Here is a 14,590-nt window from a genome sequence, read left to right on the forward strand (position 1 = left end):
CTCAGGCGGCCCGGGGCGGCGGGGAATGCGGGCAGTCCAGCATCGAAATCGGCTCGCCCATCGCCACCACCACCCGGCGCTGCCCGGTGTAAGCCTCGCGGCCGTGCGAACACAGGATGTTGTCGACCACCATCACATCGCCGCGCTGCCAGGATTCGCGGCAGGTGTAACGGTCGTAGGCCTGGTTGAGCGCCGCCACCTCGTCGGCGCTCAACGCGCTGCCATCGCCGAGGAAGGTCTCGAACGGCAGCCCGGTGGGGCCGTAGTTCTCGACCAGCACCTCGCGCAACTCTTCGTCCAGCGAGAAGCTGTTCCAGAACGCGACGTGGTTGAACCACACCTCTTCGCCGGTGACCGGATGGGCGACGACCGCTGGGCGGTATTGCCGCGTGGTCAGGCTGTCGTCGTCGTTCCAGGTCGCCGAGATCAGATGCTGCTCGCAATACGCCTCGACCTCGGCCCGCTCGGTCGTCGCGAACGACGTCGTCCACGGCAGGCTGACCTGGCTGTTGTAGTTGCGCAGCAGCAGCCAGCCGTGCCGGCGGAACCGCTGGGCCAGCTCCGGCGGCACCGCCGACAGCACTTTGCGCACGTCGGCGATCGGCGTGGCGCCGCCGCTGTCGGGCGCTTGCAGGCAGCAGAACGCCAGCATGCCGGGGAAATCCAGGGTGTAGCTGTTCTCGTTGTGCTGGCGGATGACATGCATCGGCGGGATTTCGGTCGACGAATAGATGTCGTTGCCGTAGCCCCTACGCGGCGTGGCCTTCTCCTTGTACTGGGCGCGATGGGCGATCAGCGCATCGCGGACCACGGCGAAGTCTTCCGCCGACGACACCGGCAGGCCGCGCAGCAGGAAGTTGCCCTGCTCGCGCAGCAATGCGAGCAAGGCCTCGCGCCGGCCGTCCAGCCAGTCGCGCGCCGCGTCCATGTCCGGCAGCGCCGGCGCGTGCACGATGACCGGCTTGCCGGGCGCGAACTGGGGTTCGATGTCGGTGGACAGGACGGGCGATTCGGATAGGACGCTCATGGATCACTCCCGATTGCGGACACGGACGCTGCCTGGCCGAGCACGGCAGCGGACAAGGAACGGACGCGGCGGCGAGGCCGAAGCCGCGCCGCGCGCGACGGCGCGGACTGCGCCGAAACCGATCACGCCAGCGCCGCCCGGCCCGCGCCGGCGTGCGCCTCCATGGCGTAGATATGCCCGTAGATCGGGTAGATCTCCGACATGGCGTTCTGGCGGATGTCGCGGCCGATCTGATCGATCTGGGCCGAACCGTCCAGCGACGGGGTCGGCCAGACCAGGTCGACGCGGTTGACGCCGGGCTTGACCCGCGCGAGCGGAACCTCGATCTCGTGCGTGCGCCACTGCCCGCTCAGCGCCAGCTCGCCCCAGGTCTCGCCGTTGATGCGCAACTGCGCCTGCGCGCCGTCGGCGCCGTCGGCCGACTTCAGGGTGATCCGCAAGGTGGCCGCATCGGAGGCGTCGGACACGAAGCAGAACTCGCTGACCGGCTCGTAGCCCTTGAAGAAATCGTTGCGCTGGTTGACGCCGCCGTCGATGAACTGCTGGTTCGAGAACGAAGTGCTGTGGTAGTAGGGATCCAGCAGGTCCACCCGCCCCAGCGTGCCCAGCGAATGCGCGCGCAGGCGCAGCTCGGACACACGCGAAGCCAGGTCGATGCCGTGCTCGGCGCAGCACTGGGCGAAGGCGTCCAGCAGCAGGCGGTCCAGGCACTTGAACTCCATCGAGAACAGATAGCGCTTGATCTGCGGCGACACCGTCTCCAGCAGTTCGGTGGCGCGCGCGTTCATCCATACCGGCAAACGCTCGTTCTGGATTTCCACGATGATGCCCATCAGCTCCAGCACCGAAGCCGATTTGTCGGCGGCGCGGCGGCAGTAGTGCAGCACCACGTCGTAGACCTGGCCCCAATGCGCGTTGTGGATCGCCGCGAGCAGATGCGCGTCGGCCTCGTCGGCATCGCTCGGCCACGGCGCGTGCGGCAGCAGCGCCTCCAGCGATGCCGGCTTGGCCAGGCCCTGCTGCAGCAGCTCTTCGCCGAGCGCGGCCATCGACATGCGGATGCCCTGGCTGGTCAGGTGGCAGTAGTCCAGGAACATTTCCTTGCCGGCGATCGCCTCGCCGGTGGCCGCAGGAAACACCTGCTGCAGATCGACCACGCGGTGGCCCTTCTCGGCCGCCTTTTCCAGCAGTTGGCGGCGGATCGCGGCGGTGATGCGCGGCGAGTAGCTGCGGGTGAAATCGACGATCGACGCGTCCTTGGCCATCTCCAGATAGCGGCGGCGTTCGCCGTCCTGGCCCAGGCCTTCGTGGCAGGCCGCCAGCACATAGGCGGTGGTCGCGCAGTCGCCGTGATCCAGCGCCAGCATCGCCTCGGCGGCGATGCGGGCCTGGGCGAATTCGCCTTGCGCCAGCGCCGCTTCGGCCTGCGCCAGCAGCGCCAGCCAGCGCTCGTTGGCTTCCGGCGTCTGCAGCCAGTGCACGTACACCTTCGGGTCGCGCCAGTCGCCGAGGTTGAACTCCGGCAGGACCCAGCACACCGGCACGCCGCGGCGCGCGTAGAGCTCGGCGATGGCGTCCACCAGCTTGCCGATCTCGGCCGCCAGGATCGTCTCCAGCTTGCGCCGCAACCCGTTGATGCCGCCCTCGCGCAGGCCGGCGAGCAAGGCGTAGGCGTGGCCTTCGCCGAGGTAGGAGCGATTGCCGGCCCAGTTGTTGCCGGCGAAGATCGCGACCATGTCCGGCGCGAGCTGTTCGGCCTGCTCGGCGATCCGCCGCAGCGTCGCCATCGTGGCGTTGGTGCGGGCCAGATCGATCACCTGCGGCGCCTCGCCGCCCAGGTGGCCGGACATCAGCTGCTCGAGCACCTGCGCCGGCGTGTAGCCCGGATCGTAGAACATGCCGCGCGCCACCGATTCGCCCAGCAACAAGATCCGCTGGCGCTCGCTCTTGGCGGGAATGTTCTGCACCTGGGCCCAATACGCCCAGTCGGACGTGGCCGCGACGTCGCGCGAGAACACGCCCGCGTCGGCGTCCAGCTTCCAGATGCCGATGCGGCCCGGCGCATCGGCCGCCGCCGCGGGCGCCGCCGGCGCGTTGCCCATCAGCTTGGCGAAACTCAACAATTGGGCGAAATCGCCGCTCTGCCCGCGGTGGACCTGGGCGGCGATCTCGTCGGACAGCTGTTTCAACGCATGATTGTTCGACATGACGGTGATTCCTACAGAAAGGTATAAACGGCGTGGCCGATGGCGCGGGCGTCCTTGCGCGGCGGAACGACCGGCGTGTTGCCGACGCCCACGCGCCACATCTCCGGTATGTCGGTCTGGCGGATGACGAAGTCCTCCAGGATCAGCAAGTCGATCCTGGCCCTGACGAAGCAGATCACCGCGTCCAGCGGCGTGCAGATCACCGGCTCGCCGCGCACGTTGAACGAGGTGTTGAGCAGGATCGGGCAATCGGTGAGCCGCTCGAACGCCGACAGCAGGGCGTGGAAGCGCGGGTTCACGTCGGCCTCGACCGTCTGCACGCGCGCGGAGTTGTCCACGTGGGTGATCGCCGGCAAATCCAGCAGCGATTCCACGTCGCAGGTCTGCAGCATGAACGGCGAGGCCGAGGTCAGGGCGAAATGCTCGCGCGCCGATTCGGCCTTGACCGCCGGCGCGAACGGGCGGAACGCCTCGCGCATCTTGACCAGCGCGTTGATCTTCTCGCGCATGTCGCCGTCGCGCGGATCGGCCAGGATCGAGCGCGCGCCCAGCGCGCGCGGGCCGAACTCCATGCGCCCCTGGTACCAGCCGATCACCTTGCCCTGGGCGATCTGCCCGGCGGTGAATTCGATCAGCTCGTCCTGCCTGCCGCGATAGTCGTCGAAGCGCACGCCGGTGCTGTTGAGCAGGCGATAGACCTCGTCGGCGCTGTAGCTCGGGCCGAGGTAGGCGTGCGGCATATCGCGCTGGGCCGGGCGTTCGTCGAACAGCCGCACCCAGGCCACCGCGGCGGCGCCGAGCGCGGAGCCCGCATCGCCCGCGGCCGGCTGCACGAACAGGTTCTCGAACGGCCCTTCGCGCAGGATCTTGCCGTTGGCCACGCAGTTCAGCGCGACGCCGCCGGCCATGCACAGGTTCTTGCTCGGCACCTTGCCGTGCAGATAGCGCACCTTGTCGAGCAGGATCTCCTCCAGCACCACCTGCAGGCTCTTGGCGATGTCCATGTGGACCTGGTCGATGTCCGATTCCGGCACGCGCGGAGCGATCCCCATCAGTTCGATCAGCGCGTCGGAGTACATGCGGCTGGTGCGCAGGAAATCGAAATAGCGCATGTCCAGGCGGTACTGGCCGTTCTCGCCGGCCTGGATCAGCTGCTTGAGCCGGTCGACGTAGATCTCCTTGCCGTACGGCGCCAGGCCCATGACCTTGTACTCGCCGCTGTTGACCTTGAACCCCAGGAAGCTGGTGATGGTGCTGTAGAACAGGCCCAGCGAATCGGGGAAGGCGACTTCCTCGAACAAGGTCAGCTCCTTGCCGGCGCCGACGCAGTAACTGGTCGTCGCCCACTCGCCCACGCCGTCCACGGTCAGCACCGCGGCCTCGTCGAAACCGGAGAAGTAGTACGCGCTGGCCGCGTGCGAGAGATGGTGGTCGACGATCTCGATCGCGCCGCCGTAGCCCAGCACGTCGCGGATGGTCTGCTGCGGGCTCTGCGCGCACAGGTGCTTCATCACGTCGGCTTTGCGCACCGGATCGGCGTCGTCGATGCTGCCCATCCAGATCTGCCGCGACAGCTTCTTCTCCGGCTCCTCGTAGTAGGCGATGCAATCGACCTCGTCCAGGCTCACGCCGGCCTCGCTCAGGCAGTAGCGCAAACTCTTCTTCGGGAACGACTTGTCGTTCTTGACCCGGCTGAACCGTTCTTCCTGTACCGCTGCGACCAGGCGGCCATCCTTGAGGATGCAGCAGGCCGAATCGTGATAGCCGAACGACAGGCCGATCACGACTCGGGACGTCTTGCTGTTTTTGGGCGTATCCATGCTTGCTCTCGTTGTGTCAAGTGATGTCGGAAGCGCTTGCTTCGGCTTGGAACTCGCGCGAGAAGTCGACGATCGCCAACAACTCGTCGCGGACGCAGGCGGCCAGCCGCCGCATCCGCTCGTCGGAGAACTGGCGCGCGTCGAATTCGAGGTTCATCGACAACCGTCCCGAATAGACGCCGCCCTGGAACCCCATCGGCACCGAGCTGGGCAGGCGCGGATGGCTGATCGGGCCGATGTCCTCGGCCAGGAACGTCAGCGGCGCGGCGTCGCGCACCATCGAATCGAAACGCCCCAGATAGTTGAAGAGCACCTGGAACGGCTCCGCCCCGGCGGGCTGCAACGCCGGCTCGCGGGCAAGGAAACGCAGCACGCCGTAGCCCAGACCGCGATTGGGCACACCGGCCAAGGTGGCGCCGACCGCGGCGATGTCGCGGTCGATGCCGGCCGCGTCGAAATCCAGCAGCAGCGGATGGTTCTGGGTGAACCAGCCGACCGTCTGCGACAGGTCCAGCGCGGTCGCGTCGGCATGGCGGCCGTGGCTCTGCAGCAGGACGCAGTAACCGCGCCCGCCGTTCCAGCGCTTGAGCCCGCGGTACAGCGCCGCCAGCAACAGCGCGTTGACGTCGGCGCCCGGATAGGCCGCGGCGCTTTCCAGCAGATCGGCCGTAGCCTGCGCATCCAGCGCCAGCGGCGCCTGGCGCCAATGGCCCAGCTCGGCGGTCACCTCGGCATCCAGCGCCACCGGCGCCAACCGCGCCGGATCGCGTTGCGCCTTCCAGTAATCCAGCTCGGCGCGGAACGTCCCGTTCTTCGCGCAGGCGTCCAGGTAGTCGCCCCAGGCCTGGTAGGACGAACTCTTGCCGTGCAGGCGCACGGTTTCGCCGCGCAGCGCCTGGCCGACGGCGTCGGCCAGATCGGCGACGAGCACATGCCAGGACACGACGTCGCCGATGGCGTGATGCGCCAGCATCAGCAAGCGGTCGGTGTCGGACGCGCGGATCAGGACCAGCTTGAACAAGCCGCCCTCGGCCAGCCGGAAACCGCTCTGCAGCGGCCGGCACAGCGCGCTCACCGCCGCGGCGATGTCGGCCTCGCCCGCATCGACCTCGCGCACCGACACGGCGTCGGCGAATACCGCCGCATCGGCCGGCAGATAGCGCGCGGCCGGTTCCGTCCCGGCCAGGTCGAAGGCCAGCCGCAGCGCGTCGTGCTTGCGCCGCAGCGCGCGGTAGATCTCGTCCAGGCGCGCCTGGTCCAAGCCGCGCGGCACCGCGAACAGCGAGCCGCCGTTGAAGTGGTCGAACACCTCGGCGCCGACGTGCAGTTGCTCGACCACGACCTTGTGATGGATCGGCAGCAGCCGCTGCGCGCCTTCGACCGCGGCGCCCTCGCCTTCGCCCGCGGCCTGCCCGCACACCCGCGCCAGCGCCGCGACCGAGGGATGAGCAGCGAACTGCTTGATGCTGATCTTGATCCCGGCCTTGGCCGCCTTGGCGATCAGGCGGATGGCCAGGATCGAATCGCCGCCGAGTTCGTAGAAGTTCTCGTCCGCGCCGACGCTGTCGCGGCCCAGCACCTCGGCGAACAATCCGTGCAGGGTCTCGCGCAACCGCGACTGCGGCGCCGTAGCGGCTTCGCCCGCGCAGGCCTGGGCCAGGGCGCGCACCGAAGGATGGGCGGCGAACTGCTTGATGCTGATCTTGATCCCGGCCTTGGCCGCCTTGGCGATCAGGCGGATGGCCAGGATCGAGTCGCCGCCGAGTTCGTAGAAATTCTCGTCCAGCCCGACCGAATCCCGGCCCAGCACCTCGGCGAACAGCGCGCGCAGCAGGATTTCCGCGGCGCTCGCCGAGGCCTCGGCGCGTCCGGCCGCGGCCTGCGCCGAAGCGGCCGCCAGCAAGCGGCGCCGGTCGATCTTGCCGTTGCCGGTCATCGGCCAGGCGTCGGTCGCGACGTAGCGGTTCGGCTGCATGTAGGCCGGAAGGCGCTGGCGCAGCCAGTCGCTCAGCTCGGCCGGCAGGCTCGCGCTGTCGGCGCGCTCCGGCGAACGCACGCAGGCCACCAGTTGGGTGCGGCCGGTGTCCGCGTCGCTGGTCAGCACCAGCGCCGATTCGACCGCCGGATGGCTTTCCAGCACGCGCGCGATTTCGTCCAGCTCGATCCGGTGGCCGTTGATCTTGACCTGATCGTCCAGGCGCCCGAGGTACTCGAAATCGCCGTCGGGCGACAGGCGCACCGCATCGCCGGTGCGATACAGCCGTCCTGCGCGCCCGCTGACGGTGTCGGCGAGAAAGCGCTGCGCGGTCAGTTCGTCCTTGCCCAGATAGCCGCGCGAGACGCCGCGGCCGCCGAGGTAGAGCTCGCCGGCCACGCCGACCGGACAGGGAGAACCCTGCGCATCGAGCACCAAGCCATAGGCGCCGGCCAGGCAACGGCCGATGTGCGGCCGCTCGCCTTCGATCTCGGCCATGCTGGCGTTGACCGTGCACTCGGTCGGCCCGTAGGCGTTGAAGTGGCGGATTCCCGGCCGCCGGCGTTCGGCCAGCCGCCGCCACAACGCCTCCGGGATGCCTTCGCCGCCGATCACCAGACTCGGCAGCACGTCCTCGGCGCCCTGCTCCAGCCAGCTGTCGAGCAGCGTCGGCGTGCAATCGACGACGTCGACGCGATGCTGGAGCAAGCGCTGGCGCAACCGGTCCGCGTCGATCTTTTCCTCGTCGGTGAGCACGACCAGGTGGCCGCCCTGAAGCAGATGGCACACGCCCTGCAAGGACGCGTCGAACGAGAACGAGGCCACCGCCGCCCAGCAGCCGCTGCCGTCGAAGCCCAGCGCGCGCATGCCGTCGGCGAGATAGCGCAGGTTGCGGTGTTCGACCATCACCCCCTTGGGCTTGCCGGTCGAGCCGGAGGTGTAGATGACATAGGCCAGGCTCGCCGGCGCCGGCGGCGCGGCGGACAGTGGCTCGGCGGAGAATCCGGCCAGCGCCTCGGCGCGGTCGATCGGATGCTGGCGAACGCCGCTCAGCGCCGCCGGGCCGCTATCGCCGGCGCACAACAGGTGGCGCAGGCCGCTGTCTTCGATCATGTAGCGCTTGCGCTCGTCCGGGTAGGCCGGATCGATCGGCAGGTAAGCAGCGCCGGCCTTAAAGATGCCCAACAGGCCGGCGATCGATTCCACCCCGCGCTCGAACATCAGTCCGACCGGTTCGCCGGCGCCGACGCCCTGCTCGATCAGCGAGCGGGCGATGCGGTTGGCGAGCGCATCGAGTTCGCCGAAGCTCAGCGTGCGGTCGCCGCAGCTCAGCGCGGCGCGCCCGGGCGACGCCGCGGCGATGCGCTCGAAGCTGCAGTGCAGCGGCAGGTCCGCGTCCGCCTCGGCGTGCGCGGGCGGCGCGAACGCCGGCGCCGGCGGCTCGGACAGATCGGGCAGAGCCGGCACGATCGTCTCGACCGCGCGGCCCTGCGCCAGCCCGACCAGCGCTTCGGACAGGTACGACAGCATCTGCGCCACATAGCCGGCGTCGTACAGGTCGCTGCGGTAGTTGCAGTTGAACATGATGCGTTCGTACACGCCGACCGTCAGCGAGATATCGAAGCTGTTGGTGCCGTAGCCTTCCGGCGCTTCCACCGCCAGTTCGGCGCCGCCGCCGTCGGATTCGTGCTCGTTGATCGGATAGTTCTTGAAGTCGATCAAGGTCTCGAACAGCGCCGCCTCGCCGCTGAAGCCGGCGTTGCGCTTGATCTCGCTGTAGGCCAGGAAGGCGTAGCCGTTGTTGTGGTGGAAGACCTTCTGCAGCGCATTGAGCTGCGGGCCGGACGGGCCGGATTCGATCTTGACCCGCACCGGCAAGGTGTTGATGAACAGTCCGACCATGCGGTCGACGTTCTCGACCTCTTGCGGCCGGCCGGACACCACCGCGCCGAAGGTCACGTCCGACGATCCGCTGTAGGCCCGCAGCACCAGCGCCCAGGCGAACTGCACCAAGGTGTTCAACGTGACGCCGTAGCTGCGGGCGAAGTCGCGGATCGCCCGGGTCTGTTCGGCGTCGATGACTTCCTGCGACAGCGCGTGGGTCGGATGCTCGCCTTGGTCGTGCCGCGGCAGTTTCAAGGTCGCCGGAGCGACATCGCAGGCCAGATAATCGCGCCAGACCTCGGCCGCGCGATCGGCGTCCTGCCGGAGCAACCAGGCCATGTAGGCGTCGTAATCGGCCTCGGCCGCCGGCTTCAGCGATTCGCCCCGACTTAGCTGCTTGACGTTGTGCAGCAACTGGTTCAACAGCAACGGAATGGACCACCCATCCAGGATGCTGTGGTGGCTGGTGAACAACAGGCGGTGGCGATCCGCGCTCAACCGCACCAGCGCGATCCGGTACATCGCCGGCTCGGCGCCGGTGAAGCCCAGGGTTTCCTCGCGTTCGCACAGGGCGCGGAATCGGGCCTGCTGCTGCGCTTCGCCGCAATCCGACAGGTCCACGTACTCCAGCGCCGCCTCGACCCGCTTGCGCACCAGTTGATGCTGCACGCCGTCCTCGACCACGAAGCGGGTGCGCAGCACCACGTACTGGTCGACCACGCCCTGCCAGGCCTGGGCGAACAGCGCCGGGTCCAGCGCGCCGCGCAACATCGGATAGAACTGCGCGACATAGGCCGAGCGGTGCAGCTCGTTGGCCGCCAGCATGCTGCGCTGCATCGGCGTGCTCGGGTAGAGATCGCCGATCTCCTCGGCCGCCTGCAGCCGGTCCAGCGCTTCGCGGCCGATCGCCGCCAGCGGGAAGTCCGAAGGCGTGAACACGCGCGCGTGCTGCTTGCCGCAATGCTCCACCAGCGCCTGCGCGGCGGCGACGATGGACTGCGCCATCGCCGCGGCCGTGGCCTGGCTGTACTCGTCCTGGCTGTAGTCCAGGTTCAGGCGCATGCGGCCGCCCAGGGCGAAGGCGGTGATCACCAGGCGATGGCCGCGGCGCGCGTTCGGCGCGATCTCGGCGCCGGCGTCTTCGTTGGCCAGGGCGAACGCCGACTGCGCTGGGCCGCCCTGGTCGAGCTGACCGAGGTAGTTGAACACGATGTGCGGCGCGCGCTGCTCGTCCTGCAGCGACGGCTCGCGCGCCAGGTACTTGAGCATGCCGAAGCCGATGCCGCCGCCGGGAATGGCGCGGGCGTCTTCCTTGATCGCGCGCAAGGTCGCGCCGACGTCGCCGGCTACGCCGCGCAGCACGTGCGGGTACATGCAGGTGAACCAGCCCAGGGTTTCCGACAGGTCCAGGTTGGCTTCCAGCGTTTCGCGGCCGTGGCCTTCCAGTTCCACCGCGAACGCGTCGCGGCCGGCCCACGGCGCCAGGCCCAGGTACACCGCGGCCAGCAGCAGTTCCAGCGTGCGGGTGGCGTACGGCGTGTTGGCGTGGGTCAGCAGCGCCGCGGTGTCGTCCGCCGACAACTCCAGCACCACCTGCTTGCCGCTGGCCACCGCCGGCGGTTGCGCCGGCTCGAACTCGCGGAAGCCGAAGTTGTCGGCCGCCAGTTGCTCGCGCCAGTAATCGCGTTCCTGCCCGACCGCATCGCCGGCGGCGGTGCGCGCCAGCAACCCGCTCCAGTATTGGTAGGACGTGCCCTTGGCGCCGAGCGCGATCGGCTCGCCGGCCGCGAGCTGGCGCCAGGCGCGCTCGAAATCCTCGAGCAACACGCGCCAGGACACGCCGTCCACCACCATGTGATGGGCCAGGATCAGCAAGCGCGAACCGCGTTCGCCGGCGAACAGCACGGCCTTGAACAACGGCCCGTGCTCCAGGTTCAGGCTGGCCTGGTAGTGGTTGCAGCGCGCGGCGATGAAGCGGCGGCTTTCCTCCACGCCGTCGGGCAGCGTTTCCACCGCCACGCTGCGTTCGAGCAATGCGGTGTCGAACGGCCGCTCGTGCGCGGCCCAGGCGCCATCGCGCTCGGCGAAGGTCGAGCGCAGGCCGTCGTGCCGGCGCAGCAGCGCCTCGACGATCCTGGCCAGCGCGGCGCCGTCCAGCTGCGCCGGCGCTTCCAGGAACAGCTTCTGGTTGTAGTGGTTCAGCGTCTGCGGTTGGGCGTGCACGAACCATTGCTGGATCGGCGTCAGCGCGAACGGGCCGGCGCCGGTTTCCACGCCCACCGTCTGGCTGCCCAACTTCACCGCGACCTTGCTCAGCCCGGCCACGGTCTGATGTTCGAAGATCTGCCGGGTGGTGATCTGCAGCCCCGCCTTCTTGGCGCGCGACACCGTCTGGATCGCCAGGATCGAATCGCCGCCGAGGTCGAAGAAGTTGTCGTGGATGCCGACCCGCTCGTGCTTGAGCAGGCCAGCGAACAGTTCGGCGAGCGCCTGCTGGATCGGCGTTTCCGGCGCGGCGTAGGACGTCGTCGGCTGCAGATTCAGCGGCAGCGCCGCCAGCGCGCGCTTGTCGACCTTGCCGTTGGCCGTGGTCGGCAGCTGGGCGACGAACTTGAACGCCGCCGGCACCTGCGGCGCCGCCAGCCCGGCCTTACACCAATCGCGCAGTTGCGCGGCGAGCGCGTCCTCGCGCCCGGCGGCGCCGGGGGCGACCACATACGCCACCAGCGACGGCGTCGCCAGGCGGTCCGACAGCAGCACGCAGGCCTCGGCCACGCCGGCGAACGCGCACAGGCAGGCTTCGATTTCGGCCGGCTCGATGCGATAGCCGCGCAGCTTGATCTGCTCGTCGTTGCGGCCGACGAAGATCAGTTGCCCATTGTCGCCGTAACGCGCCAGATCGCCGCTGCGGTAGAACGGCGTCGCCCGCCCGCCGGCTTCGCGCTCGACGAAATGGCGCTGCTGCAGCTCGGGCTGGTTGAGGTAGCCGCGGGCGACGCCGGCGCCGGCGATGAACAGCTCGCCGGTAGCGCCCAGCGGGCTCAGGCCGCCTTCGCGCAACAACTGCAGGCGGGTGTTCTGGATCGGCCGCCCGATCGGCACCACCGCGCCGTCGCCGGCGAAGTCGGCGCGCTCGCGCACGGTGTAGGTGCAGCAGCCCACCACGGTCTCGGTCGGGCCGTATTCGTTGACGAAAGTTGAACCCGCGGCGAGCCGATCCAGGAACGGCTCCAGGGTTTTCTTCAGCAATTGCTCGCCGCCGATCACCACCTGCACCGGCGCTCGCCCGCGCCGCGTCTCGTCCTGTTCGCGCCAGTAGCGCAGCAGCAGGTCCAGGTGCGCGGGCGTCAGCTTGAACAGGCGCGACACCGCATCGCCGAGCATCAGCTCGCCGAGCTCGCGGGCCAGCGCTTCCTGGCGCGCATCGAGGATGCGCAAGGTGGCGCCGCAGATCAGCGGAGTGAAGAAGGTGGTGATGGTGGCGTTGAAGCTCAGCGGCGAGCTCATCACCGCTTCCTCGAAGCGCTCGCCGGCATAGACGCGCAGGCAGTGGCCGAGGTAGTTGCTCAGGCCGCCGCGCGCGATCGCCACGCCCTTGGGCTGGCCGGTCGAACCGGAGGTGTAGAGGATGTAGGCCAGATCGTCGGCGCCGCAGTCCGCCACCGGCGCCGGCGCGGCCGCGCGCCAGTCGGCGCGCTCGAGCGCTTCGTCGAGGTAGCAGGCCTGCACGCCGCTGGCGCGGGTGAAGTCCGGCAGCGTCGACACCGTCAGCAGCAGCTTGATCTGGCTGTCGGCGACGATGTGGTCGATCTTCTTCTGCGCCGCGGCCGGATCGATCGGCACGTACACCGCGCCGACGCGCAGGCACGCCAGCACCGCGGCCGCCATCGCCGGCGACGGCGGCAGCACGATGCCGACGCGATCCTGGCGGTCGATGCCGCGCGCAGCCAGCAGGTTCGCCACGTGGTCGATCTGGCGGTCCAACTCGGCGTAGCTCAGCGCCGCGCCGCCGGCGCGCACCGCGACCGCATCCGGGCGCAGGCGCGCGGTCGCCGCGACCTGGCGGTCGGGCAGCAGTTCGGGGTCGATCGCGACCGTCTCGCCGACCAGGTCGTCGGCCACGAACGCGCGCTCCTCCGGCCCGAGCGAATCCAGTTCGCTCAGCCGCCGCTGCGGATCGCCGGTCAGCGCCTGCAGCAGGACGTCCAGATGGCCGTCGAGGCGGCGCACCGTCTCGGCGCGGAACAGCGAGGTGTCGTAGACCCAGCTCAGCTCCAGGCCCTGCGGCCCGATACCGGCGTTCAAGGTCAGGTCGTACTTGGCCTGGCCGATGCCGACGTCCACCGCCTCCACCTCGAACGCGCCGCCGCTGCTGGCGGTGCGGGCGTTGTTGTCCAGCGACAGCATCACCTGGAACAACGGCGTGTGCGCGGTGCTGCGCGGGATGTCCAGGCGCTCGATCAGCATCTCGAACGGAATGTCCTGGCGCGACTGCGCGCCCAGATCGACTTCGCGCACCTGCGCGAAGAACTCGCGCACGCTCTGCGATTCCTCGCACGACACCCGCAGCACCAGGGTGTTGATGAAGAACCCGATCAGCTCGTCGAGCTGGCTGCTGCCGCGGTTCGCCACCGGCGTGCCCACCACCACGTCGGGCTCCGAGCCGTAGCGCGCGAGCACCAGCGACAACGCGCCGTGCAGCAGCATGAACAAAGTGATGTCCTGGCGTTCGGCGAAGGCCTGCAATTCGCCCAGCCGGGCCGCGGGGACGCGGCTGCGGAACAGCTCGCCGCGCTGGCTCTTGACCTTGGGCCGCTCGAAGTCCAGCGGCAGCGAATGCACGATCGGCGCCGCCGACAGCGCCTGGGTCCAGTAGCCCAGGTGTTCGTCGAGGCGGTCCTGGCTCAGCCGCTGGCGCTGCCACACGGCGTAATCGGCGTACTGGATGCTCGGCGGCAGCAGCGCGCTGGGCTCGCCCAGGGCGCGTTCGCGGTAGAACGCGACGAACTCGCGCAGCAGCACGTCCATCGACCAGCCGTCGAAGACGATGTGATGCAGATTGAAGTACAGCACGCCCTCGTCCGCGGCCAGTTGCAGCCACGCCGCGCGCAGCAGCGGCGCGCGGCCCAGGTCGAACGGCGCGGCCGCATCCTCGGCGATGAAGCGCCGGATCGCGTCGTCGCGCTCGTGCGCGGCAATCCCACTGAGGTCGTGGCGGGCGACGCGCGGCGACAGGTTGTCCTCGCAGCGCTGGTAAATGTCCTCGTCGTCGCGATGGAAGCTGGTCCTGAGCGCTTCGTGGCGCGCCGCGACCTGGGCCAGCGCGGCCTGCGCGTGCTCGACCGAGAATTCGCCGCGGATGCGGAACGCGAACGGCATGCTGTAGTCGACGCTGCCCGGATACAGCTCCTCCAGCACCCACAGCCTTTGCTGCTGCAGCGACAGCGGCAGCCGCCCGTCGCGGCGCAGCGCCGGCTTGATCGCGTCGCTGCCGTCCTCCATGCGCAGGCCTTCCAGCTCGCTCAGCAGCGCGACGATCTCTTCCTTGGCGTCGAGGATGCGCTGGCGCAATCCGTCGCTGAGCGCGCCCTTGCCGGCCCGGACCTTGAGCTTGCCGTTGCTAAGGAACAACGCCACGCCGGCGGCGCTGGCTTCCTTCAACAAATCCGTTGCCATT

Annotated in this window: 4 protein-coding genes; all 4 read right to left on the bottom strand. The window is 69.2% G+C overall.

The window, feature by feature from the left end; genetic code table 11:
- Position 1 precedes the first annotated feature (1 nt).
- On the bottom strand, positions 2-1,027 hold the full coding sequence (locus BLU84_RS07690; RefSeq protein ID WP_074864584.1) for a TauD/TfdA family dioxygenase: 1,026 nt from the start codon (positions 1,025-1,027) through the stop codon (positions 2-4).
- Positions 1,028-1,149: 122 nt separating this feature from the next.
- Positions 1,150-3,234: an SGNH/GDSL hydrolase family protein gene (locus BLU84_RS07695; RefSeq protein WP_074864587.1), complete on the bottom strand. Its 2,085-nt coding sequence runs from the start codon at positions 3,232-3,234 to the stop codon at positions 1,150-1,152.
- Between the two features lie 11 nt (positions 3,235-3,245).
- Complete coding sequence (locus BLU84_RS07700) at positions 3,246-5,054, bottom strand: carbamoyltransferase family protein (RefSeq protein WP_074864588.1); 1,809 nt, start codon at positions 5,052-5,054, stop codon at positions 3,246-3,248.
- A 16-nt stretch (positions 5,055-5,070) separates the two neighbouring features.
- A complete protein-coding gene (locus tag BLU84_RS07705; RefSeq protein WP_083382400.1) occupies positions 5,071-14,589 on the bottom strand; it encodes a non-ribosomal peptide synthetase in 9,519 nt (3,172 codons plus the stop codon).
- Between the last annotated feature and the right edge of the window lies 1 nt (position 14,590).

The sequence above is a fragment of the Lysobacter enzymogenes genome (assembly GCF_900106525.1).
GTDB classification, from domain to species: domain Bacteria; phylum Pseudomonadota; class Gammaproteobacteria; order Xanthomonadales; family Xanthomonadaceae; genus Lysobacter; species Lysobacter enzymogenes.

Bases quoted from the DNA above. Each gene is read 5' to 3' on its own strand.
- BLU84_RS07690 (WP_074864584.1), bottom strand. From the start codon at position 1,027: ATGAGCGTCCTATCCGAATCGCCCGTCCTGTCCACCGACATCGAACCC.
- BLU84_RS07695 (WP_074864587.1), bottom strand. From the start codon at position 3,234: ATGTCGAACAATCATGCGTTGAAACAGCTGTCCGACGAGATCGCCGCC.
- BLU84_RS07700 (WP_074864588.1), bottom strand. From the start codon at position 5,054: ATGGATACGCCCAAAAACAGCAAGACGTCCCGAGTCGTGATCGGCCTG.
- BLU84_RS07705 (WP_083382400.1), bottom strand. From the start codon at position 14,589: ATGGCAACGGATTTGTTGAAGGAAGCCAGCGCCGCCGGCGTGGCGTTG.